Here is a 25,637-nt window from a genome sequence, read left to right on the forward strand (position 1 = left end):
ATCTCCTATTATTTATTTAATTTTTTAAGTTGATCTTTTCTTAATGTACCAATAGTACATACTTTTCCTGCAAATAATTTAAGTCCAATAACTCCACCAATGGACATAGCTGCTAAGAACACCCATCCTGATAATGAGAATGATGTGATTGAAGAATACATAGCTCCAACATTACATCCTTGTCCGAATCTAGCTCCAAAACCTAACATAAATCCACCTAAAGCGAAGTATAAAGCATCTTTAAATTTAAAATCAAAATCTATTTTGAATCTGTTTGAAAGTAAAAACGCTGATGTACAACCAAAGAATAATCCAATATTTCTAATTGTACCACCATCATTTAATAGTCCTTTATTTGCAATATCAATGTATTTGCCAAAAATCTCTTCTGGTAAATTAATTATATTTTTAAATACAGCTACAAACAATGAAAGCAATGGAGTTGAAACTCCCCATGGTTTATTTGTTGTTGCTAAAACAAATATTGCCCCAAAAGCTAAAGCTAAACTTCCTATTGTAAAGGACCATCTTTCCACAAATAATTTATGATATGTGCCATAACTAAAGAATTTTCTTTCTTTAGTAAATGATTCTTCTAATGGTAACTCAAATTCTTCATAGTCACCTTTAGGATCCATATATGTATTTTCTTTCTTACGTTTATTTTCATATCTTACTGTGAAATAATATAAAACTAGTAATAATAATATTGTTAAAGCTAATGCTCCCCAATGTCCTAAGTAATCAGGTAAATATACTTTACCACCAATCTTTCCTAGTGAAGTTTTTTCAAACACTTTCAATGCATAGTATCCTGGACCTGAACCAATTACAAAAAATATAAAAGCAATTAATGCTCTTCCTTGACCTTCACCAAAGTCAGCTAAAGTTCCAGAACCACAACCACCAGCTAACATCATACCTATACCAAATATAATTCCACCAATAACGGTCGCTAAACTTATAAAGTATACATTTTGAGTACCCGGTATAATCTTATCTCCTTCTTTTGCAATTGCACTTGGCACTGCACCGCCTAAAACTGCATGCATTTGCATAGCAAAAAATATTACAGATGTTACAGCAAGTAAAAGAAGTAAAGCTTTTGTTAGACTACCTTCACCTCTCATATAAATTCTCTTGATACCACCAGCAAAACCGTATCTAGATCTTGTTAATGTATATCCTAGCATTAATCCAGCAAATAGGTACAATCCAAGCTTTGGTTCAGATAGATTTGCACCAAAAATTGCTAATAATACTAGCAAAATAAAACCTAAAATAGGCTGAATAAATTTGTTTTTATTCATACTACCCCCTCTTATAATATAAAATTAGAATGATTGGTTAATTAATAAACATTCTTTGGTCTATATTTTAACATACTTATACAAATAACGTAAAAAAAGCCTTATATTTAGAATATATATCCAAATAAGAGGCCTTTTTTATTATTAAATGAAAATGTATTCAATTTTATTCAAACCAATCTCTAATCTTGTCAATAAATGATTTTTCAGGTTTTACTTCTTCTCCAGTAGCTTCTGCAAGTTCTTCTAATAATTCCCTTTGCCTATCATTTATTTTTGTAGGCACAGTGATTTTTACATCAAAATAAAGATTCCCTTTCCTTCCGGAACGTACATCTTGCATACCTTCCCCGTCTAATCTAAATCTTGTGTCATTTTGAGTACCTGCTGGTATTTCAAATTTAGTTGTACCTTCTAGGGTTGGAATTTCAATTTCATTTCCAAGCACAGCTGTAGAATATGATATTGGTAATTCATAGAAAATATCATTTCCATATCTCTTAAACAATTCATGCTCTTCAACGGAAACTACAATATATAAATCTCCTGCAGGTCCACCATTTTCACCTTCGTGACCTTGCCCTCTTACAGGTATTACATCACCATTTGATATACCTGAAGGTATTTTTATTTTAACTTTAGCATCTTTTGGCACACGACCATTTCCATGACATGTTTCACATTCATGCTCAATCTCTTGACCAGTTCCTCCACAACGTGAACATGTATTTACAGTAGAAAATTGCCCAAACGGAGTAGATTGAGTTGTTCTAGTTTGTCCTGTACCACCACATTGTGAACAAGTTTTCTTTTGTGTCCCTGGTTTAGCACCTGTACCCTCACATGTTGGACATTTTTTATATCTCTTGTATTTTATCTCTTTTTCAATACCAGAAACAGCTTCCTTAAAACTTATATGCACGTGTTCCTGTATATCTTCGCCTCTCTTTGGCGCATTAGGGTCTCTACGTTGACTATAACTTGAGCTTCTTCCACCAAAGAAATCAGAGAATAAATCGGAGAAAATATCTCCCATACCAGAGCCGCCAAATCCACCAAATCCAGAATTTGGATCAAATGCAGCCTCTCCATATCTATCATATTTTGCTCTATTATCCTCATCACCTAAAATTGAAAAAGCTTGATTAATCTCTTTTAACTTTTCTTGAGCTTCCTCTGAACCTCCATTAAGGTCAGGATGATATTGTTTTGCTAATCTTCTATATGCTTTTTTTATCTCTTGGGCACTAGCATTTTTATCAACGCCTAGCACTTCATATGGATTGTTCATTTTACCACCTACTAAAAAATATTAACTCCAAAAACTTACCATTAAATAATTAAAAGGGAGCTATCTCCCTTTTAACTATTGTAATTTAATTGTACCTATATATTTTACTTATCTTCTTCGTCTTCGTCAACTACTTCATAGTCTGCATCAACTACATCTTCATCTGCTTTTTGTTGTTGTCCAGCTTGTTGACCAGTTTGAGCATATAATTTTTCACTCATTTTATTTAATTCACTTGTTAATTCTTCAATCTTAGCTTTGATTTCATCAACATTTTCAGAAGACATTACTTTCTTCAATTCTTCATTTTTAGCTTTAATTGTTTCTTTTTCTGAATCAGATACCTTATCACCTAAATCAGCTAAAGTCTTATCTATTTGATATGAAATACTTTCTGCTTGGTTTCTTGTTTCAACAAGTTCTTTTTTCTTCTTATCTTCTTCAGCATATTTTTCAGCATCTTTAATTCTTTGATTAATTTCATCTTCAGATAAGTTTGCTGAAGCTGTAATAGTGATTTTTTGTTCTTTTCCTGTACCTAAGTCTTTAGCAGATACATTAACAATACCATTAGCATCAATGTCAAATGTAACTTCGATTTGTGGCACACCTCTTCTTGCAGCTGGAATGTCTGTCAATTGGAAATTACCAATTACTGTATTATCTGTTGACATTTTTCTTTCACCTTGTAAAACTTTAATATCTACAGATGTTTGGTTATCTGCTGCAGTTGTAAAGATTTGTGATTTCTTTGTAGGTATTGTTGTATTTCTTTCAATCAATACTGTTGTAATATTACCCATTGTTTCGATACCTAATGATAATGGAGTAACATCAAGTAATAGTAAGTCATTTACATCACCAGCTAAGATAGCACCTTGAACTGCTGCACCTAATGCTACAGATTCATCTGGGTTAATATCTTTTTGTGGATTTTTACCAGTTAATTTCTTTACAGCTTCTGCTACTGCTGGAACTCTTGTAGAACCACCAACTAATAACACCTTGTCAACTTCTGAAGCTTGTAATCCAGCATCTTTTAATGCATCTCTAACTGGATCTAATGTTTTTTCAATTAAATCAGAAATTAAATCTTCAAATTTAGATCTTGAAATATCCATGTTTAAGTGAACTGGTTGTCCATTTACCGCTGTAATAAATGGTAAGTTAATTTGTGCTGTTGAAGTTGAAGATAATTCTTTTTTAGCCTTTTCAGCAGCATCTTTCAATCTTTGTGCTGATGTTGGGTCTTGTAATAAATCAACACCATTATCTTTTTTGAATTGTTCATTAATGTATTGCATTAATCTTTCATCAAAGTCATCACCACCAAGTTTGTTGTTACCTCTTGTTGCCATAACATCGATAACACCATCTGCAACTTCTAGGATTGATACGTCAAATGTACCACCACCTAAGTCAAATACCATAATTTTCTTGTCTTCATTATCTTTTTCCATACCATAGGATAATGCTGCAGCTGTTGGTTCGTTTACAATTCTCTTAACATCTAAGCCGGCAATCTTACCAGCATCTTTTGTTGCTTGTCTTTGTTCGTTTGTAAAGTATGCAGGAACAGTAATAACTGCTTCTGTAATTTTTTCACCAAGATAAGCTTCAGTATCAGCTTTTAATTTTTGTAAAATCATTGCTGAAATTTCTTCTGGTGAATGTTCCTTACCATCAATTGTTACTTTGTGATCTGTACCCATTTCCCTTTTAATTGAAGATATAGTTCTTTCTGGGTTCATAATCGCTTGTCTTTTAGCTGTTTCACCAACTAATCTTTCACCATCTTTTGTAAATGCTACAACTGATGGAGTAGTTCTATTTCCTTCTGCGTTAGGAATGATAGTTGCTTGTCCACCTTCCATAACTGCTACTGCTGAGTTTGTTGTACCTAAGTCAATTCCTATAATCTTACCCATATTATTTTACTCCTTTAATTTTATATTCTTTTCTTCTTAAACTTTTGTCTCATAAATTTATTTGCTAACCTTCACCATTGCTGGTCTGATTACTTTATCTTTTAATTTATATCCTTTTTGGAATGTTTCAATAATGTGTTCTGATTCTACTTCATCATTTTCTTCCATAAATACTGCATGATGTAAGTTTGCATCAAATTTTTGATTATCGGATTCGATAACTTCTAATCCTTCTTGAACTAATATTTTATCCAAATCTTGTCTTATTAACTCTATACCTTTAGTGAAGGCATCTTCTTTATCTTCTTCTTGAACTTCTTTAAATGCTCTATCAAAATTATCCAAAACTGGAAGTAATTTTGTGATTATTGATTCAGCAGCATATTTGTGTATGTCTGCTTTTTCTTTTTCAACTCTTCTTTTATAATTAGAAAAATCTGCCTGAAGTCTCAATAAAGAATCTTTTAATTTTGCATTTTCATCAACTGACTCTTCATTTTCATTTGATGAACTCTCTTCTTTTATCTCTTCTTCACTATTTTTTGAAGATTCTTCATTTTTAGTCTCTTCTGCAACTTCTTCTTCCGATTCCTTCTCTAAATCTTTTTCAATTGTCTCTTTATTCTTATCTTTTTTCATAACTACCTTCTTTCAATATATCCACTAATATATTCATTAATAAGCATCAAATCTGAAATTACCTTATCATATTTCATGCTATTTGGACCTAGCACACCAATCTTTCCTTTTATACCATCTTTATTTCTAAAAGTTATCGTCACTATACTAAAATGCTCTAATTCCTCTATTCCGATTTCTTCACCAATATATACTTGCAAATCCGTATCCATATTTTCTGATAAAACATCTAATAACGGATTTTCATCTTTCAAGTAATTTATTAGATTCTGATTATTTGAAATCTCGTCTTGATTGTAAACAAAAATATTTCCAAGTCCTTCCAAAATTATTTTTGCATTCGCTTTTTCTAAAGATGTCTTTTCAATAACCGGAATTATTTCATTTAATACAGTGTGTCTTTCTCTCAACACTTCATACACTTGTGAATGTAGATTTTCTATAACCTCATTATGATTCAAATCTATAAGTGTTGTATTTAATAAACTGTTGATTAAATCGATAGTATTTTTATCTACCGAATTTTTTAATCTAATGGTATCACTTACAACTTCCTTTGAATTATATATATAGATAATTACCAAATCCTTAGGACTTAGAAAAACTATATTTATATATTTGAGATATATCTTTTCCATCTCTGGTAAAAGCGCCAATGAAGTATAATTTGTAATTGCAGACAACATCTTTGTCGCATTTTTTATTACATTATCAAATTCATTTGACTCTTTTATAGTTCTCATATCAAAAAGTTGTCTTGGACCTACATCAAATGGGATACGATCAGATAGTAGCGCATCCACATAAAGCCTATATCCACTATTCGAAGGAATGCGTCCTGAAGAAGTATGAATCTTTTCCAAATATCCCAAATCTTCAAGATCACTCATATCGTTTCTAATAGTAGCGGCACTAAATCCAATATCAGTATTTTTTGATAAGGATCTAGAACCTACTGGCTCTTTGGAGTCAATATATGACCTAATTATTGAATTTAATATTTTAATTTTTCTATCATCCATATTGACCTCATTTCTATAGTAAATATTTTACTATTTCAATCAAATAGCTAATTCATCAGATATTAGTCGGATAAATTATTAATTGTTATCACTCTCTATCCTCGAGTGCTAACAATAGTATATATTGCTTTTCCTCTTTTGTCAAGAGATATTATAAAAATATTAGACGTCGCAGTAAGAATGGAAACTCTTTATATAGTTAAGTTTTTAGTTGTAGAAAAATAGGACATATTTAAAAAGTTTGATATAAAATGTATACATTTCTATCGAATAACAATACCTCCCCATTCATACATCCCTATTTTTTTTCATTGACATGCATATTAATCACATGTTAAAATATTCTCATAATATATTCCTAAAAAAATTATATATATTAAGGAAAACAATATATGATTAAATTCGAACTTAAAAAATTATACAAGCAAAAGAAAATAATAATTTTATTATTATTTAGTATTCTTATCGCATTTTATGCCAACCATATAACCACTATACTGGGAAATACTAGATACAAGTATAGTCAAGTCGATAAAAAATCCATGACTCTAGTTTCATTTAAATTAACGGAACTATCAGTATTTAATTTGGATAAATTTGATGAAGATACTAAAAAAGAGTTTGATAAAGATCTTAAGGAGTTAGATAAATACGCATTTGTAGATATACCTGAAAAATACAAAAATGACAGTAATTATATTTCTGAATTAAGATATAATCATATTTCTTCCTCTGAATACATGAGGAAGAAATATGATATTAAACTCGATGATAATGATTTAAAAAATTGGAAATGGACCTTATTTGATAATGAGTATTCAAAGCAAAATAATACGAATTCAACTTCTTTGCCGGACTCTAAGATATCAAATAATTACGCAAGGCAATTCATTCATACAGCAGACTTAACATTAGGGTTCCCTATTATTTTTCTTTTTATAATATTATTTTCAAATATTATTTCTAAAGAAAATGAAGAAAATACAAGTCTATTCTTGCAAACTCAACCACTTTCCTACAGAAAAATTATATTATCAAAATTTGCAAGTTTGTTAATTTGTTCCATTTTATATTTAATATTTGTCTTTCTAACTACTTTTGTTGTATTTACACTGATTAACGGTATTAGTTTCACAGGCTTTAGAGAGATATATAGAGTTATTAATAAAAACATCATTAGCTATATAAATTCAATCAGATTAATAGGAAAAATTATTTTATCATATTTCGCTATGATGATTTTCTCTTCATCACTAATTATCTTAATCAGTTCAAGAGTTAGAAATACAATAAAAACGATTGGAAGTATATTAATGTTTTATTTCTTACTTTTTGTATTTACACAAAAGATGGAAATTTTGCAAAATAATTTTAACCCAATCTATATGATGGATTATTTAAAAGTCATATTAGGAAATATTGAAATTAAATATGTAGGATATCTAACGGAAAATATTGAAAAACTTTCTAGTGGATTACTTCCTTATATAATATATTTTATTATTAGTTTATTTTTCATCTCTATTTCTTGTCTAAAACTAGAAAAGAGACATACAATTAAAGAAATAAAACTTAGAAAAAATAAAAATATTAATCTATTTAACTTTGAAAAGATTAAAATCACAAAACAAAACGGATTTATTTTTTACATTTCTTGCGTAGTAATTATTTTCGTTTCTATGTTTATCATAGATGTATCGAATAACAAAAATGCGGAATCATTTTTACTAAGCAAAGAAATTATTAAACAAAATAAAAACTTCTTAGAACAAAATAAAAAAGCATACAACGATGAAAAAAATGCAAAAAATGATATTTACAAAGCAATTGAGGAAAGTTATTTATCAGAAATTAGGATAAATGAAAATATAAATGATGGCTATGTAAATCACGACTCAAAATTATATTATGAAAATTTAAATAAGAATCAAGAAAAACTGTATAATAAGAGCAAAGACGATATTTTAATGCATTCTTACAAATTTGACTTTTTGAAATACTCCACATTGTCTAATGCAAGTTATATCGAAAACTTAGCATTAAATGAATATTCAAAAAATAATATTTCTCCATTAATAAGAGATTATCACATTTCTAAATTTGATGAATTCATTAATAGTGATTATGAGAATATTATAAGAAACACAAATTACGTCAAGTCAAATAGTGCCATTCAAAATATTCAAAACTTTATCGAGCTAAAGAATTTCAATTTACAATTAATTATATTATCCTTTTTGATAATATTTTTAGGATATGCTTATGATAAAGATAAAGGTAACCAAATTGAATTTATGTTTACACAACCAATAAAAAGGACTAAATACAATCTTTATAAATTATTAAGTTCAGTTGTTGTTTTCATAATAATTACACTGGCAATTTTATCTTCCCTATTTATTATAGGAATGATTTTCGAAGGCTTAGGCGAAATCAATTATCCAATAATCCATTATGATACATTGATAAATCCTAACCAAGCATTTACTGAGAACAACCTATACTTCCACATCATACCGGTATGGAAATACATCTTTACTAATGTTGGAATGTTAACTTTACAGTCAATATTTATCTCTTGCTTAACCATCTTCATCTCAATCTTTAGTAACAAAAAGTTGAATGTAGCATTTTATACAATTTCAATAATCACAGTAGGCATATTTATAACTAAACTTATTCCTATTGAATCGATTAAACTTGTACTTCCATTCACACATTTTAACGCTAAAGAAATCGCCGATGGAAGCATTAGAATTACACAAGCACTTACAAATTACAGAACTATATATTCTGTAATTTCACTTGTATCCTGGAGCGTTTTGCTATTTGTATTATCAAATATTTTTATAAAGAAAAATAGATAGGAGATCTTATGAGTATATTAAAAATTGAAAATCTTACAAAATATTTCGGAAAACAACATGTTCTAAAAGGAATAAATTTAGAAATAACTAAACCTGGCATATATGCTCTAGTAGGTCCAAATGGTGCAGGAAAATCAACTTTTTTCAACATCATTTCTAACCTACTTAAGTCTGACGAAGGAAAAGTCACTGTACTAGGCAAAGAAAACACAGATGTTAGTATATTTTATGAAACTTCATTTTTAAAAGACAATAGTGTACTATACGAATATCTAACCGGCTATGATCATCTAAACTTCATAGCAAATGTTCAAAAAATTCCAAAAGAACATATAGATGAATTAGTCGATAAAATGAACATCGCACATTATATGAATAAAAAAGTAGGCAACTATTCATTGGGGATGAAGCAACATCTACTAATCACAATGTCAATGTTAAACAATCCAAAACTAATGATACTCGATGAGCCACTTAACGGTTTAGATCCTACTTCTATTATTAAAGTTAGAAATCTACTTAAAGAATTAGAAAATAATGGAACAACTATATTGATTTCATCTCATACCCTTAGTGAAATTGATTTATTAACAGATAATATAATCTTTCTTAAGAATGGTGTTTTACATGAAGAAAAAATCGATATTAAACAAAATAAAAAGTACAAAATTTCATTGGAAAAATCTTCAATTGAGAAAGTATCAGAACTAAAACACGATAATGCAACATTTACACTCGATAATAATAATTTAATTGTTGAAATTTCAGACGGAAATATCTCTTCTATAATTAGTCTTCTAGAAAAGAACAATATAGAATTCAACGATATCGAAAAGATAAAAATGGGAACAGAAGAAAGATACATAAAAATGTTTCCTGACGAATTTAAGGCTGTAACAAAATAAAGAAAAGTTCTAAGTTATCTATAAGATGAAGAATCTTAGTTGATAATTTAGAACTTTTTAATTTATTTATTAATCAGATTTACTATTCTCGCGATTTGTTTACCTTGTAATTTTAGCAAATTTCCAGTATTTTTTATAGAATTCTCTAAACTAATTGGACCATTAGCTAAGTCAAAAATATAATCGAACGCATCTTGGTATTCATAATCTACCAGATCATTATTACCAGTTACTGCAAAACAGTATTTATCATATTTTTTTGCAAGTTTTGAAATCCCAATAGGCGCCTTACCGAAGTAGGTCTGTGAATCCATACTACCTTCGCCAGTGATGATTAAATCCGAATTTTTTATCTTGTTTTCAATATCAATCAATTCAAGTGTCTTTTCAATTCCATTATAAAAAGTCGAATTAAAAACGGTCATAAAAGCAAATCCTAACCCACCAGCTGCTCCAGTCATCTTTTTATCTATGGTAGTTTTATCAAGCTCCTTTTCCATCAGTTTCGCTACCCTAAACATTTCATTATCAATTTTCCCAAAATCTCTATCCAGTAAACCCTTCTGTTTACCAAATATATACGTAGCACCCTTTTGACCACATAAACTATTTTGAACATCCGATAATATCGAAAACTGAGTATTATATATCCTTTTATCAATTCCACTAAAATCAATAGAATATATCTCTGAAAGACTATTGGCTCCTATCGGTTCGAACTCCACAGAATTAAAATTATAAAACTTGACACCCAATGCATACAACATTCCAACACCTAAATCATTTATTGCTGATCCACCAAGTGTTATAATTATCTCTTCAAAATCTAAATCTAGAGCTTGTTTTATCACAAGCCCCAAACCTTTAGAACTGTCAGTATATGCATTTGGTTCCCCGATCAATCTATTCAATCCAATGATATCCGAAGATTCAATTATAGCTGTATTTCCTAATACACCTATTTTAGAATCAATCTTTTCACCTTTCGAGTTTACCCCCTCAACAATTTTAATATCCCCATTTAAAGATTCAATCAAAGAATCAAGAGTACCTTCACCACCATCGCCTATCGCGACCATATCGATATTTAATTGTGAGTTTACACCTTGAATACCCTCAGCTAGATAGCTATTTGCATCTTTGGATGAAACGCTCCCTTTGAAAGAATCTAGAGCTATTAAAATGTTATTAATCATTTTTATATTATCTCCGTATAAAACTTATTCGACAGATACATGCCTTTTTCGGTAAATTTCAATCTTCCATCTTCTAATTCGATTATGTTTGCTTTAAGATTATCTTCGATTGTAGTTTTGTATTTCTTAAGTAAGTCGATTTTAAATCGCTTATTTACATAGGCTATGTCTATGCCTTCCATCATTCCCATTTTTGAGATGATATAATTTTTCTCAAATTCTTCTAATGTTAGGTCTTCGGATTCTAGATATGGGATTTTATTGTTATTGATGTCTGAAAAGTATTTATCAAATGTGATTTGATTTCTATAAAGTTTGTTGTTTACAAGGCCTGAAGCTCCAAGCCCAACTCCCATATAGTCTTCTAAATTCCAATACTTTTGATTGTGATATGATCTCATGCCGTGTTTTGCAAAATGATTGATTTCGTAATGTTCATAGCCTTGTTTCGCCATCATGAAAGCAATCGCATCAAGCATATCTTCTTCTAAAGAGTTACTCATTTCTAAGTCTTCTTTACTACGATATATTGCATCCATATCTTCATAATTTAGAAATGAATAAAATGAAACATGTGGAACGTTTAGTTTTTGAATCCATAGAAAATCTCTTTCTAATGATTTTACCGTTTGGCCAGGATACGCAAAATACATATCTAAGTTTATATTTTGAATGCCATGTTTTCTAATTAGTTTTACTAAATTTTTTATATCATCTTTTTCATGACTAAAATCTAAGTATTCTAGACCTTTTTTATCAAAAGTATAGGCTTTTATAGAAAAACGATTGATGCCATGACGTATAAAGTTTTTTAATCTAAAGTCAGGAACGAGCGGATCTAGCTCGATTGTCTTTTCACAATTTTCTGCAACATTAAAATGGGAATAAATGTATTCAAGAACTTCAACAATATAGTCTGAATTCATGGCAGAGGGATCTCCACCACCAACATATATTGAGTCAATTAAAATATTATCATCTTTTCTTAAATCAATTTCTTTTTTAAGATGTTTAAAATATGGAATTATATTAAAATCCATATTAGAAAATGACAGTGTCCCTCTGTGATTATGCTTATGTATCCTAAAAGGAACATGAATATATAATCCTGTTTTTTTCATTTCAACTCCATAAAATTATTTCTTATCTTTAACACTCTCATCTTTTAAATATGTCACATCACCATTTACTTCAACAATTGAAATGGTTGTGGGATTTTCAGAATCTAACGCACCTGATAGGATTAATGTTGAACCATTATCAAGCGTGTATATTCTTACTAATTTACTAGTTTTATCTTCTTGATACATATATCCATCAAAATCATTCCATGTGATTTCTGAAATGTTTTTATCAGATACTATCTTGTTTATATCAGCATCAGTAATACGTTTTTTACATGCAACCAATAAAAAAGATAGTATCATTAAAAATATGATTGTCTTAAATTTTTTATTTATAAAAAGCACTCTATTCATCACCCTCATCATATTTAAGAACTGATAAAAATGCCTCTTGAGGTACTTGAACAGTACCAAATTGACGCATACGTTTCTTACCTTCTTTTTGCTTTTCAAGAAGCTTTCTCTTTCTTGAGATATCACCACCATAACATTTAGCGATAACATCTTTTCTATATGCACCAACAGTTTCTCTAGCAATAACTTTTTGCCCAATAACTGCTTGAATAGGAATGGAGAACTGATGCTTAGGTATTTCTTCTTTAAGCTTTTCAGCTATCTTTCTTCCTCTTTCATAAGCCTTATCTTCATGAACAATGATTGATAAAGCATCTACTAATTCTCCATTTAATAGCATATCAAGTTTTACTAAATCAGCTTTTCTATATTCTAAAAATTCATAATCTAAAGAAGCATAACCTCTTGTCTTTGATTTTAACGCATCAAAAAAGTCGTAAATTACTTCATTTAGAGGAAGTTGATATGTTATTGTTACTCTATTTTTATCTAAATAGGTCATATCCACAAAAACACCTCTACGTGATTGGCATAGTTCCATAATTGCTCCAATATAGGTTTCAGGAGTCATTATACTAGCCTTCACGATAGGTTCTTCAACATGTTCAATTTGTGTTGCACTTGGGAAATCTGTAGGATTTTGAATTTCTCTCAATTCGCCACTATTCATAAATACTTTGTAAATTACAGATGGAGCAGTCGCTATGATATCCAAATCAAACTCTCTATCAAGTCTCTCTTGAATAATCTCCATATGTAAAAGACCTAAAAATCCAGTTCTAAACCCATATCCCAAAGCAGCAGATGTTTCAGCTTCAAAATCTAAAGCCGCATCATTTACCTTTAATTTTTCTAACGCATCTCTAATACTATTGTATGATTCACCTTCAGCAGGATATAGCCCAGAATACACCATAGGCAACGCTTTTTTATATCCAGGAAGTGCTTCCTTCGCAGGATTGTCTACCCCAGTGATTGTATCACCAACTTGCGCCTGTTTAATATTTTTTACAGAAGCCACAACATATCCTACATCACCAGAGGAAATTTCTTTTGTTGGCCATTCCCCCTTCATGGAATATCCTACTTCAGTCACTTCAAACTCTGCACCTGTAGACATCATCTTGATTTCCATTCCAGGATAAACTTTACCTTCTTTAACTCTAACGTACATGACAACTCCTCTATAAGAGTCATAATATGAATCAAAGATTAATGCTTGTAATGGCGCATCGTCATCCCCTTCTGGAGCGGGAATGTCATTTACTATACTTTCAAGTACATCTTGAATATTGATACCTTCTTTAGCTGAAATGCAAGGAATATCATCTGTATCAAATCCTAAAATCTCTTCGATTTCTTCCTTAACTTCTTCAATTCTAGCTGAAGGAAGATCAATTTTATTTATTACTGGTATAATTTCCAAATCTTGTTCCATAGCTAAATATGTATTCGCTAATGTTTGTGCTTCAACTCCTTGTGTTGAGTCAACAACTAGTAAAGCACCTTCGCATGCTGCAAGAGACCTTGAAACCTCATAGTTAAAGTCCACATGCCCCGGTGTGTCAATTAAATTTAAAATATATCTTTGCCCATCTTTTGCATCATAGAAAATTTTAATAGCCTTTAGCTTGATTGTGATACCTCTCTCTTTTTCAAGATCCATACTATCAAGTAATCTATCACGCATTTCTCTATCAGTCACCGCACCCGTATACTGGATTAATCTATCGGCAATCGTAGATTTTCCATGGTCGATATGTGCAATTATGGAAAAATTTCTAATGTTTTCTTTTTTTATATCCATATTTACCTTTCTGTATTGAAGTTATATACAACTTTTCCTTCAATCTGTTCAATATTTATCGTGCCAAAAATTCTCGAATCCTTGGACTTATTCTTTAATCTATTGTCCCCTAAAACAAAAAACTCATTTTCTTTTACAAACCATTTAGATTGACTATAGCTTTCTGTTATATTTCCTTTAATATATGTCTCAATCTTTTGGACACCATTCACCAAAACTTTACCATTTACAATTTCAATTACATCTCCTGGAATCCCGATTATCCTCTTAATATATAGTCTTTCGTCATTTCCAATAAATGAAACTATATCATCTTGTTTTAAGTCTTCAGCCTTAATGTTTATCTTTTGAATGATTATCTTATCACCTTCATAAAGTGTTCTTTGCATGGATTCTCCATCAACAGTAAAAACTGAAAAGAAGAATTTATCAGTGATAAATACTATTGTAACCCCAACAAAAAAGACTAAAGCAATAATACTAAATAGTCGTTTGAGTCTTTTTCTTTTAATTTTTTTTCTTTTAAGTTTATTTCTCTCTACTCTTGAATCCACCGTTATTTTAAAACTCCCATACTATTAAAAGGATAAAATCTATATATGGCTACCCCTTTGATTTGATCTAATTTTACAGGTCCAAACACACGTGAATCAGTACTTCCTCCCGGTGTTCTGTTGTCACCCATTACAAAAAATTCATTTTTTCCTAATTTCCATTCGGAACCATTTATTGATTGTGTGGATTCTCCATAAATATAGCTTTCTTCATATAGTTCACCATTTATATATACTTTACCATCTATTACTTGAATGTATTCTCCAGGTAAACCAATAACTCTTTTAATATAGTCGTGAGTATTATCATATTTCATAACAATGATGTTTCCTCTTTCAATTGGCTTAAATCTCATACCAATCTTATTTACAATTACTCTATCATCATTTTGTAGAGTCATATTCATAGAGCTACCTTGAATCCTTGTGGGCTCAACAATAAAATTTTTAATTAATAAAGCTAAAACTACAGCTATTAATATTGATTTTGCCCATTCCAATATCGCGCTCCCTTTTGACCTTTTTTCAGGATCTTCATTAAGATTTTCTTCTTTTTTTATCTCATTTTCATTTAATTCTTTATCAATTTTGTTATCGTCTAGTTTTTCATCTAATCTATTTTCATTTCTCATAATCTAGCCCTTTCTTTGTGAACATTTCCATTATACCATCTATGTTAATTTTGATAAAGTACCTAATGAAAAAATACGATATTTTTCTTGATTTTAAATATCCTTTTTGGTATACTTATGTGTGTTATTCGATATAGTTTACTGACAGGAGGTGAAATTATGGCAAATATTAAATCAGCAATTAAAAGAATTGATGTAACTAAAAAACAAACATTAAGAAATAAATCTAAAAAAAGCGAATTAAAAACTTTAATTAGAAAATTTGATTTAGCAATTGAAGAAAACAGATTAGAAGATGCACAAGCAATGTTAAAAGTTTTAGATAAAAAACTTAAAAAGGCAGCTGCAGCTAATGTAATGCACGCAAACGCAGCTTCAAGAAGATTAAGCAAATTAACATTAAAATTAAATAACGCAAATGCGTAATTAATATATAAGTGAGCTGTTTCAAATAACTTTTTAGTTATTTGAAACAGCTCTTTCTTTATATCAATATTTAGTTGATTCAATCTCTTTTTTCCATTCCTCAAAAGAATCCTTCAATTTTTCTGCAATCTCTGGATTATCAACAATTAAATTATTCTCGTCACTTTCATCAATATTTTCAGAAATTCTAAACAATCTCTCACCTTCACCAATATCTGCATGTTCAACTTCTAAAAGAGCTTTTCTTGCATTTTCAGCATCATAGCCATTGTCTAAAAACTTCCATTCCCTATCTCTCACAGAATACTGAAACTCAGTATCAAAAAATAACTTATCATGTCCACCATTCTCACCCAACAAAGTAGGAATAAGATTTACCCCATCATTGTAGTTACTCTCTGGCACTTCTACTCCCCCTAAATATGCGAATGTTGTCAATAAATCCAATGTTGAACTTAAATTCCTTGAACTCTGGTTTTTTGGAATCACGCCATCCCATGAAAATATAAATGGTACCCTGGTTCCGCCTTCATACAATGTATATTTTGTACCAGTTAAAGGCGCATTATTTCCATAATTACAAGGAGAACCACCATTGTCTGTAGTATACACAATCAATGTATTATCTTTTTGACCCATCTCCTCAACTTTATCAATTATCTCCCCAATTTTCTTATCCATCAATTCTAATTGAGCTATATAGTACTCTCTACCATGCTCTAAATTAGGCGTAATCACACCATCATACCAATCCAGATACTCGATCTCTTCAGGATCATAATCCTCATATTTTGGCAGTCCCCTTTTTTCTAACTCCTCTTCAGGCAATTGCCAAGTAAAATTATGTACCGCATTAAAAGCCAACATACAAAAATATGGCTCTTCTTCACTATCCTCCATAAATCTCATAGCCCTATCAGCAAATTCATAAGTTAGAAAATTGTGACATTCTACAGGTTTACCATTCTCAAACATCAGATACATATTATGAACATCAGTCTTCTTACCAAACTTTTCTTTTGCATCAATTTCATGAATCAAATAGTGCAATCTACCCATTCCCATAGCAGCAAGCCCATAAAATGACTCATCAAATCCATGATTTTCTGGACATTCCCTGCCACCAGGCTTATCCGGACCATAATGCACCTTTCCAAAATATCCTGTCCTATATCCCACAGCTTTAAGCAACTCTGGAATAGTCTTCACAGTCTTAGGAGCAAATCGCGCACTTCCAAAATACTTCGCACCCCATCGTTGTTGATAACTTCCAACAATCAATCCAGCCCTAGAAGGTGAACAAACTGGAGCACTAACATAGCCCTGTTCTAACAACATACCAGACGCTCTAAGTCTATCCAAATTCGGAGTATCCACATCTCCTAATATATTCTTAAATGACAAATCCCCATATCCATGATCATCAGAAATTATAAAAACAATATTAGGCTTTGAACCTTTTAACTCTTCTATATCTTTCATGTTTTACTCACTTTCATAATTTATTTATTAAACGTATCAATGCTATTATAGCATGAGTTAGTGGGAATGGGTGATGATTTGGGAATGGGTGGTGATTGAAGTATGTTAGCATTGCTATGCCATATAATTTACTTGGTTATTTTTAAATCTTTATTTTACCTAGTAGTAAATTTCCTCAATTTACTTGGGAAAAATTAAAAATCAATATTTACAAAGTAGTAAAATATTTAGTTTTACTTGGTTATTTTGAAATACATTTTTTACCAAGTAAATATTCTTATAAATTTTACAAAATTTACTTGGGTATTTGAAAATTCTATAATAACCAAGTAAATGGAACAAAAATTATACTTTGGTATTTTAAAATATAAAAATAACCAAGTAAATTGGTCAAAATATCTACTTGGTAAATTTAAAATATTAAAATAACCAAGTAAAGTTATTAAAACATTACTCTAAGCATCAAAAAAAAGAGGCCTCCGCCTCTTTTCCTTTTTCTATTATCTTCTTCCTATCAACTTACCATCCCAAGTAAAGTTGTACCATTTACCATCAATCCACTGTCTTCCAGAAACTCTTGTACCTGTATTTGGTCTTAGATATCTCCAAGCTCCGTCAATCCATTGCCATCCATATGCTTGAGTACCTGTCGCTGGTCTGAAGTACATCCAACCTAATGGAAGTTTTTGCCAGCCTTTAGCCATTGTGCCTGAGGTTAATCTAAAGTAATATTTAAATCCATTTTCTGGATTTGTCCACCAACCTTTTTGGTATCTTGTGTCTGGACCTTCTAAGGATAGCCAAATCATACCATTTTCGTGGAAGAATTGTGCCATTGATTCACCTTTATAGTTAAAGAATTTCCATGTCTTATTTATCCATTTCCATTCAGATTTTACCTGTTTTCCGTGATCAAAGTATATCCATTTTCCATTATGTTGTTCCCAACCATGTTTAACTTCAGGAACTTGAGGTTTTTCTTCGTCTTTTTGAACCTCTGGCTTTTCTTCTTGAATCCCAGGTTTTTCCGCATCATTTTGAACATCTGGTTTTTCTTCTTCAACCCCTGGCTTTTCTAAATTTTTCCCTTCTCCTAGATTCTTTTCAGATTCTTTTCCTTCTTCTAAATTCTTTTCAGGTTCTTTTTCCTTTTCTAAATCTTCTTTTGAATCTTCTATTTCTTCTTCTGAATTTTCTTCATTTTTCAATACTTCTAGCTCTTTATTTAGTTTATTTATTTGCGCTATAAGTTCTCTAATTTCTTTTTCATGTTGATCTAATTTTTGTTGAGTCTCATTTTTACCACTATTTAACTTCTCTTTTAAGTTTTTAATCTGTTCTTCTATTCCCTTTACCTTGGCTTTTTCTCTATTAACTATTTCTTCTACTTGAGATTTTTGTTCAGATACTGCTTCTAATTTCTTTTTAAGCATATCAACTTTAATTCTAATTAAATGAAAGTCTAAATTAGGAACATTAAGGGATGATTCTAATTCCACTAACGCTTGTTTAAGCTCTATTTGGGTTTTTTCTACATCTTCAACAAGATTTTGATATTCATTTTCAAGTGGTTTATTTTCTTCTTTTAACACTTCAAGGTCTATTTGTAGACTTTCAATTTGTGAAGCTAAATTTTTACTTTCCAATTTAAGTTGATCTAATTTATATTTAGTATCAATATATTCTTGTTCTTTACTATCTAGCTTTGTATGTTTTTCTTCTAATTGTTTACTAATTTTATCTATTTCAGCACTAATATTTCCTTTTTTATTTCCAACAATTATATTTGCTATTGCTGTCAATGATGTGTTATTTGGTAAATTAATTTCTGCACCAGCAGTGAAATATTGTGGTTTAGAAAAATCAAACTTTTCTAATTTCCATGTTACATTTATAAGTAATAGCTCACCTTTTGATGATGTAACTTCTATAATTTTAGGTAATTTAGCTAAAACTTCTTCTTTTTTTGCTCCCAATTCTACGTGAACATTTTTAATTTTTTGAATTGTATAAAGTAAATCACTTTCACTTTTTTCATTTTTTACTTCAATATAAAATGTTCCAGCTTTCATATCTTTATAAAAAACTGATAATTCTTGTATTCCTAATTTTTTATTATCAAAACCAACAATTTTAATATCTTTATTGTCTAAAGTCACTTTATTAATGCTTGCATCGCCATATTCATGGAATGAAACGATTAATAAACCTCTCTCTAATTCTAAATCATCATTTAAATTATAGCTTTTTTCATATCGTCAGTGATTAACTTAAATTCTAAACCACCAATTTTTTCATCAAATTCTACATCATATTTTTTATCTATTTCGTCTAAATCACCAATTTTACTTAAATCGTATTTAGAAGGAATGTTTTTTTCAACATTCACCACTTCTTCTTGATTGTTTTCAGCGTGAACCGACGTAGTAACAGATGACATAGGACTGAAAACTAAAATAAATGCTAATAATAAACTAAGCTTTTTTTTCATTCTTTCTCCTAATATGTTTTTACACTTATTATATTACTTTTATACATCAGTAACGATGTATTTTAATTGTAGCAATATTATAAATTATAACAAAATATCAGAAAATCGGCACTATTTTTATAAAACAGGTATTAAAAAGGGTATATGTTTTGATTATTATTCATTGAATCGATTTCACAGAAAATCTATTCAATCTTTTAATATTGTATAAATAATAGTTATTTCATATGTGCAGTAGGTTTCCAAGACAAATACCCCGTAATATTTTTCCTCATCTCAGTCATAAGAAAAAGAGGCCGAAGCCTCTTTTTCTATCTTTTTCCTGTTAACTTGCTATCCCAAGTAAAGTTGTACCATTTCCCATCAATCCATTGTCTTCCGGAAACTCTTGTAACTGTTGAAGGTCTTAGATATCTCCAAACTCCATCTATCCATTGCCATCCGTAAGCTTGAGTACCTGTACCTTCTCTGAAGTACATCCAACCTAATGGAAGTTTTTGCCAGCCTGTTGCAAGTGTTCCTGATTTTCTGAAGAATCTCCAATTTCCATCTATGAATTGTCTTCCTTTAACCATTGTTCCTGAAGATAATCTAAAGAAGTATCTGTATCCATTTTCAGGATTTGTCCACCAACCTTTTTGATATCTTGTGTTTGGACCTTCTAAAGACAACCAAATCATGCCATTTTCGTGGAAGAATTGTGCCATAGATTCACCCTTATAGTTAAAGAATTTCCATGTTTTATTTACCCATTTCCATTCAGATCTTGCTTGTTTACCTTGATCGAAGTATATCCATTTTTCTCCAACTTTTTCCCAACCATGTTTAATTTGTGGTTCGTCTGGTTTTTCAGGATCTTTTCCTTCGTCTGGGTCATTTACTTTACCAGGATCTTGTTCTGGATCTTTTTCAGATTCTTGTTGTTTCTTCAATGCTTCCAATTCTTTTCTTAACTTTTCTTTTTCAGCTTGAAGTTTATTAATTTCTTTTTCTTTTTCTTCTAATTTATCTTGAGCATCTTTCTTATCAGCTTCTGCTTTTTCTTTCATTTCAGCAATTTGTTTTTCTAAAGATTTAACTTTATCATTTTGATTCTTAAGTTTTTCTTCAGTTTCTGATTTTTGTTTTGATAAATCTTCAAGTTTCTTAGTAAGTTCTGAAACCTTAGCTTTAGCTTTTTCAAGATCTTCATTAGGATTTTTACTTAATTCCTCTAATTTAGCTTTTGCTTGATTCAACTCATCTTTTACTTTTTGTAATTGTTCCTCAAGAAGTTCATTTTCTTCATTAAGTAATCTAATTTCTTCCTGCAACTCTTCAATATCAGATTTAAGTTTTTCATTTTCCGCTGTTTTATTCTTGTTTTCTAATTCTAGTTGAGCTAATTTATCGTTAGTTTCATCAAGTTCTTTTTCTTTTTGAGCTAATTCTTTTTTGTTTTCTTCTAATTCTTTATTTAATTTTTCTAATTCAGAATTTGGATCTTCTGATTTTTCACCAAATACTTTCCTATTTGAATTTGCGAATGTTTCAATCCATTCAAATAGTTTTTCTTCTTCATATTTAGCTTTAGGATTATCTGCCCAGAATGCTATCATTGAACCAATTGTTTCAACTTGGTCGCCGACATTCTTATCAAATTTATATTTATCTTGTTGCATTCTTGTTAATGCTTGATTACGAGAATACCCACTATCTGATTCATTTCCTAAAACATAGTACCAAGAATCATTTACATTTAAGATATCATGTCCTTGATGTTTGTGTGTACGTGTACTTGCAACATTGAAACCATACCAACCAGCAGTCCAGTATGCTACAATTATGTCTTTTTCGAATGGATAGCTTGTAATATTGTTGTAGTAAATACCATCATTAAATGCCATTGGTCTAACATTTTTACTTGAAATGTATTTAGCTAAATCATTAGCGTAATTTACAACTTTTTCATATTCGCCATTATTAATTAAGTTTGACCATCCTGGATTTCCGAATGCATCATTTGCAAATTCATCAAAACCAATGTTAAATATATCAATACCTTTTTGTGCAAAATAATCTACATATTTTTTAACTAATACTTTCGTAAATTCTACAGTTTCTTCATTATTAATGTTTAATGTAGTTACTGATTTTTTATTTCCTGCTTTATAGTGAGAATCTTGGATTCCAAGGTGTTCAGCAGCATCAATTATCGCATCCATGTGACCTGGTGAATTTAGTCCAGGGATTATACGAATGTTCTTTTTCTTAGCATATGCTAAAATTTCATCCATTTCGCTTTGAGTTAATGCTTTTTCTGCATCTTCAGTCAATCCTTTTCTCTTAGCATAGTTTTGATTTCCTAGTTTTATACCTTCTTTTACTTTTTCACTTTCGTATATTGCTTTATTTGTCTTAATAGTCATGTCATCCAATAGGAATCTCATGCCATCATTTCCAAATAAAATTTGTAGATGAGTATAACCTTCTTTACTCAATTTATCAATAATATTAATGATATTTTGTTTTGAATAGTATTTTCTACCAGCATCTAAACTCATTATTCTTGAGTTTTTAATTAGTTCATTTTTTTCTGGAACATTTTCATCAGCTACCTTATCATCAACAACTACAATTGCTCTAGCAGTTAATGATGTGTCATTTGGTAATTTAACTTGAGCCACAGTTCTATAATTTTGTGGTTTTGAACCATCATAATCTTCTTCAAATGACCATGTTACCTCCACAGTGAATGGTTCACCCTTTGATGGTGTAACTTTTATTGATTTTGGTAATTTAGCTAAAGCTTCTTTTTCGCTTGATCCAAATTTTACATGAACATTTTCTACAGTTTCAATGTCATAAATAATTCCTTCATCAACTTCTTTTTTATATGAAAGATTTAACACATTACTTACATTTAGATTTTCTAATTTACTTGTGTAGTATAGCTTTCCACTATTGCCTTTAAGTTCTACATCTTTAATAATTGCAACACCTTGATCATTTAACGTTGTTGTAGCGATTGGTTTTGCTTCTTTATTAGTTGTAGGATTTTCTTTATATACATTTAATGTTGCTTTAGCTTCCCCATTTGAGAATGTTAAAGTAAATTTACCATCTTCTTGCTCGAAAGCTTGAGCATTATTCATTGGAACATTAACTGTATCTTCCTTAACTGTTTCATACATACGCCAGTTATAGATACGCACACCACCCCAAGGTGATCCATTATCTTTCTTGATAATTTCTAATTTCCAATCTTGAGCTATTATTGGTTTTTCAAAAACACCATCTGTTACATGTTCTCTATTATTTTGTACATGAACTGCTTCTTTATATTGACCGTCTTTATCTTTATAGTAAATCTTAAATTCTCTCGTATTCATCTTACGGTCATCAACACTTTCACCACCTGCACCAGCATGATCGATACCCCAAGATGCAATTGTACGAGGTTTGTCTAATCTAACTTCTGCTTCTGTTTCCCTTGGATAGTACCATTTATCTGCAGTATTATTAATTGTACCAGTAAGAATGTTTTCTGGTCCTTCAGCATTATATTTTGGTGCATTAAGAATTTTTGCTAAAGGCATAATATTTACTGGTTGTGGTTTAGCTTCAGTAGTATCTGAGACTTCCATATTCCAATTAAATTTTTCTACTAACTCTTCTGAACGTACGCCATTTTCACCAACTGCCACTACCTTAATATCACTTAAAGTACCATTTGAGTCAGCATCTCTTTTAACTTTTGGTAAGAATATATAATTTGATGAGCTTGCATTTATGATTTCCCATTTACCATTTAATTTATGATAAACTTCATAAGTTTTAGCACCTTCCACCTTATCTACATGAATAAGAGCTTCTGCAGCTAATGAACTCATATATGAAACTTTATCTACATATACCTTGCTTGGTTTTGCAGGTTTATTTGTATTGTCATAAATAGATAAATGACCAAAGTTAAGTCCAGTCTTATCTTTTTCATTTCCTGTAAGTTTCACACTAATTGCATAAATAGTTTGTCCCTTTAATGAGGATAAATCTACTTCAACTTCTCCCCATACATTTTTTACTTCAACAGGGAAATATTTAACTTCTTTATAGTCTTTGCTTGTGTGAACGCCCAATTCAACTTTTGCATCTCCAGTTTGGTGCATTGCAACTTTAGCTTTTGTTGTTTCAGTCGCTTTTGCTTCCATTGAGTATAGTTGAATTGTTGTATTTTTATCTTTAGCAAGTTTTCCTTCAAATTTCAATGATGTACCACCATTGTATGCATCATCAAAATCGTAACGTGCTGTTATTTCATTTCCTTCTTCGTTATTAATAATCCAACGCCATGTTGGCATAACATCTTGTACAGAACGTCCATTCCATTCTTCATCTAATGATTTTCTACCATTAATAAACCAGTGACGTCCATGTCCTGTGTTAAAGTCTGTACTAAATGGTAATGATAAAATCGGTGTCTTATCTGCTACAAATCTTGCAATACCAGACCAAGCTTGTTTATCATCTGCATTTGCAGGATTATTTGTATGGCCAACCCAGAATTTTTGTTCTTCATTGTGATAATCTTCACCATCTTTTGACATCCCGATAATTGTATCTGGCACGAAAAGACCTAGTGAAGCTACTGTCTTTTTATCTCCACCTATAAATTCACCTTTTCTTTGGTGAGTTCTATATGCTCCACCTTTTTGAAGTTCAAGACCCATATATGCATCAAATCTATCTAGGCCATTTTTTTCAAATTGTTTACCAGGACCTGCAGCATCTCCCCAACTAAAATCTGCAAAGAACATATCACTTGGGAAGTTTCCTTGTCCATCTGTTTGAAATAATTCTGGATTTCTAGATAGTCTTCCTCCTCCATCGTACCAAATCATTTCAATTGGATAGTTAATAGATTTAGCATATTTCTTTAAATGCAACAAGAAATCTCTAAATGATTGTGATGTACTTGATTCTTGATTGATAAAGTATCCATCAAAACCGTAATATTTCGCAATTTCAACTAATTTTTCAGCAACTGGATATGTGCCGTCTTGTCTTTTTTGTAAAACTTTTCTCGCCATATCCCCATTACTTCCCCAGTTAAAGAATATAGTTCCATACATTGGTACACCATTTCTATGAGCTGCGTCAGTAACTTCTGGATTCGGAATCAAACCATCCCAAAATACCATTTTGTCTAATAGTTGCCAATGGTCAAAAGCATACACTTTATAGCCTTGACCACCTCCACCAACTGCAGAATGTAGTGGTGAACCAGAGCTTAGATATGCTAATGACATAACTTTTGCATCTGGATTAGCTAATGGGTTTAACACTGTACCCATATGTCTTTCTTTTAAAGGTACAACTGATTTATGAATTTCATCATAAATATCATCTTGTGGAGTCCAATTAATAATTTTATCTAAATCGATTTTCTTATCTCTTGGACGAATAGATACAGCTTGCTTTGAAACCTCCGCCTCAGTTGGAATGCTCTTTTTCACATTCACCACTTCTTCTTGACTATTTTCAGCATGAACCGATGTATTATTAAACGGCATTGAGCTGAAAACTAAAATAAATGCCAATAAAAAACTTATAATTTTTTTCATTGTTCC

General features: G+C 30.4%; 18 protein-coding genes. 3 read left to right on the forward strand and 15 right to left on the reverse strand.

The features are described from left to right. Positions 1-8: 8 nt before the first annotated feature. The 5 genes from HMPREF9709_RS06475 to hrcA all read right to left on the reverse strand — a co-directional run bounded on the left by HMPREF9709_RS06475 (position 9) and on the right by hrcA (position 6,190). On the reverse strand, positions 9-1,310 hold the full coding sequence (locus HMPREF9709_RS06475; protein ID WP_005398794.1) for a YeeE/YedE family protein: 1,302 nt from the start codon (positions 1,308-1,310) through the stop codon (positions 9-11). Between the two features lie 166 nt (positions 1,311-1,476). After that, positions 1,477-2,601 carry a molecular chaperone DnaJ gene (dnaJ, locus tag HMPREF9709_RS06480; protein WP_005398795.1) on the reverse strand — a complete coding sequence of 375 codons (1,125 nt, stop codon included), beginning with the start codon at positions 2,599-2,601 and terminating at the stop codon, positions 1,477-1,479. Positions 2,602-2,705: 104 nt separating this feature from the next. Beyond that, positions 2,706-4,529 (reverse strand): molecular chaperone DnaK, encoded by a 1,824-nt coding sequence (dnaK, locus tag HMPREF9709_RS06485; RefSeq protein ID WP_005398796.1) that lies wholly within the window; start codon positions 4,527-4,529, stop codon positions 2,706-2,708. Positions 4,530-4,586: 57 nt separating this feature from the next. After that, positions 4,587-5,168 (reverse strand): nucleotide exchange factor GrpE, encoded by a 582-nt coding sequence (grpE, locus tag HMPREF9709_RS06490; protein WP_005398797.1) that lies wholly within the window; start codon positions 5,166-5,168, stop codon positions 4,587-4,589. A gap of 2 nt (positions 5,169-5,170) precedes the next feature. Further along, the gene (gene hrcA / locus HMPREF9709_RS06495) at positions 5,171-6,190 is read right to left on the reverse strand and encodes a heat-inducible transcriptional repressor HrcA (protein WP_005398798.1); all 1,020 of its coding nucleotides are present in this window, start codon (positions 6,188-6,190) and stop codon (positions 5,171-5,173) included. Between the two features lie 392 nt (positions 6,191-6,582). Here hrcA and HMPREF9709_RS06500 point away from each other — a divergent pair, with 392 nt between their 5' ends. Beyond that, on the forward strand, positions 6,583-9,057 hold the full coding sequence (locus tag HMPREF9709_RS06500; RefSeq protein ID WP_005398799.1) for an ABC transporter permease: 2,475 nt from the start codon (positions 6,583-6,585) through the stop codon (positions 9,055-9,057). Between the two features lie 8 nt (positions 9,058-9,065). Beyond that, complete coding sequence (locus tag HMPREF9709_RS06505; RefSeq protein WP_005398800.1) at positions 9,066-9,962, forward strand: ABC transporter ATP-binding protein; 897 nt, start codon at positions 9,066-9,068, stop codon at positions 9,960-9,962. A gap of 62 nt (positions 9,963-10,024) precedes the next feature. Here HMPREF9709_RS06505 and HMPREF9709_RS06510 read toward each other — a convergent pair whose 3' ends face one another. From HMPREF9709_RS06510 to lepB (HMPREF9709_RS06535), 6 genes are read right to left on the reverse strand one after another with little or no spacing between them, the layout of a single operon-like run. Continuing rightward, positions 10,025-11,158, reverse strand: a complete 1,134-nt coding sequence (locus tag HMPREF9709_RS06510; RefSeq protein WP_005398801.1) for a glycerate kinase — start codon at positions 11,156-11,158, stop codon at positions 10,025-10,027. Between the two features lie 2 nt (positions 11,159-11,160). Continuing rightward, a complete protein-coding gene (locus HMPREF9709_RS06515) occupies positions 11,161-12,279 on the reverse strand; it encodes a coproporphyrinogen-III oxidase family protein (RefSeq protein WP_005398802.1) in 1,119 nt (372 codons plus the stop codon). A 15-nt stretch (positions 12,280-12,294) separates the two neighbouring features. Continuing rightward, positions 12,295-12,636 (reverse strand): hypothetical protein, encoded by a 342-nt coding sequence (locus HMPREF9709_RS06520; RefSeq protein ID WP_005398803.1) that lies wholly within the window; start codon positions 12,634-12,636, stop codon positions 12,295-12,297. Next, on the reverse strand, positions 12,629-14,443 hold the full coding sequence (gene lepA / locus HMPREF9709_RS06525; protein WP_005398804.1) for a translation elongation factor 4: 1,815 nt from the start codon (positions 14,441-14,443) through the stop codon (positions 12,629-12,631). Before lepA ends, HMPREF9709_RS06520 begins: the two co-directional genes overlap by 8 nt. A gap of 2 nt (positions 14,444-14,445) precedes the next feature. After that, positions 14,446-14,997 carry a signal peptidase I gene (gene lepB / locus HMPREF9709_RS06530; RefSeq protein WP_005398805.1) on the reverse strand — a complete coding sequence of 184 codons (552 nt, stop codon included), beginning with the start codon at positions 14,995-14,997 and terminating at the stop codon, positions 14,446-14,448. A gap of 2 nt (positions 14,998-14,999) precedes the next feature. Beyond that, positions 15,000-15,629: a signal peptidase I gene (lepB, locus tag HMPREF9709_RS06535; protein ID WP_005398806.1), complete on the reverse strand. Its 630-nt coding sequence runs from the start codon at positions 15,627-15,629 to the stop codon at positions 15,000-15,002. A gap of 159 nt (positions 15,630-15,788) precedes the next feature. Here lepB (HMPREF9709_RS06535) and rpsT point away from each other — a divergent pair, with 159 nt between their 5' ends. Continuing rightward, a complete protein-coding gene (gene rpsT, locus HMPREF9709_RS06540) occupies positions 15,789-16,055 on the forward strand; it encodes a 30S ribosomal protein S20 (protein ID WP_005398807.1) in 267 nt (88 codons plus the stop codon). A gap of 63 nt (positions 16,056-16,118) precedes the next feature. Here rpsT and HMPREF9709_RS06545 read toward each other — a convergent pair whose 3' ends face one another. The 4 genes from HMPREF9709_RS06545 to HMPREF9709_RS09655 form a co-directional block, all read right to left on the reverse strand. Next, positions 16,119-17,537, reverse strand: a complete 1,419-nt coding sequence (locus HMPREF9709_RS06545) for a sulfatase family protein (RefSeq protein WP_005398808.1) — start codon at positions 17,535-17,537, stop codon at positions 16,119-16,121. 500 nt (positions 17,538-18,037) lie between these two features. Then, positions 18,038-19,696: a hypothetical protein gene (locus HMPREF9709_RS10145; RefSeq protein ID WP_005398809.1), complete on the reverse strand. Its 1,659-nt coding sequence runs from the start codon at positions 19,694-19,696 to the stop codon at positions 18,038-18,040. A 74-nt stretch (positions 19,697-19,770) separates the two neighbouring features. Continuing rightward, the gene (locus HMPREF9709_RS06555) at positions 19,771-20,028 is read right to left on the reverse strand and encodes a hypothetical protein (RefSeq protein WP_005398810.1); all 258 of its coding nucleotides are present in this window, start codon (positions 20,026-20,028) and stop codon (positions 19,771-19,773) included. Positions 20,029-20,339: 311 nt separating this feature from the next. Continuing rightward, a complete protein-coding gene (locus HMPREF9709_RS09655; protein WP_005398811.1) occupies positions 20,340-25,631 on the reverse strand; it encodes an endo-beta-N-acetylglucosaminidase in 5,292 nt (1,763 codons plus the stop codon). Between the last annotated feature and the right edge of the window lie 6 nt (positions 25,632-25,637).

The organism is Helcococcus kunzii ATCC 51366 (genome assembly GCF_000245755.1).
GTDB classification, from domain to species: Bacteria; Bacillota; Clostridia; order Tissierellales; family Peptoniphilaceae; genus Helcococcus; species Helcococcus kunzii.